Origin of the sequence: Mesorhizobium sp., assembly GCF_004962925.1 — a bacterium.
Taxonomy (GTDB): Bacteria; Pseudomonadota; Alphaproteobacteria; order Rhizobiales; family Rhizobiaceae; genus Mesorhizobium.
This window is the reverse complement of the sequence record NZ_SUEO01000470.1, coordinates 1-304: the sequence shown is the minus strand read 5'-3', so window position 1 is coordinate 304 and position 304 is coordinate 1. Positions and strand designations below refer to the sequence as shown.

At 62.5% G+C, this 304-nt stretch carries 1 pseudogene; it reads right to left on the bottom strand.

Annotation, left to right across the window (positions count from 1 at the left end):
* Positions 1-304, bottom strand: a pseudogene (locus E5W87_RS35740) (beta-ACP synthase); the annotation flags it as partial.

Here is a 304-nt window from a genome sequence, read left to right as displayed (position 1 = left end):
GCTCGCGATAGTTGGCGGTCGGCGGCACGACGTCCTCTTGGATTGCCATCACGCAGGCGATCATTTCAAGCGCGCTCGCTGCGCCGAGGCAATGCGCGTGCGTGGACTTGGTGGAAGAGATGGACATCGAATAAGCGTGGTTTCCAAACACACGCTTGATCGCCGCCGTTTCAGTCTGATCATTGCTCTTGGTACCGGTGCCGTGCGCGTTGAGGTAGTCGACGTCCTCGGCATTCAGCCCGGCATCGGCAAGGCAGGCGCGCATCGCCGACGCTGGCCCCTCGACAGATGGCGCGGCGATGTG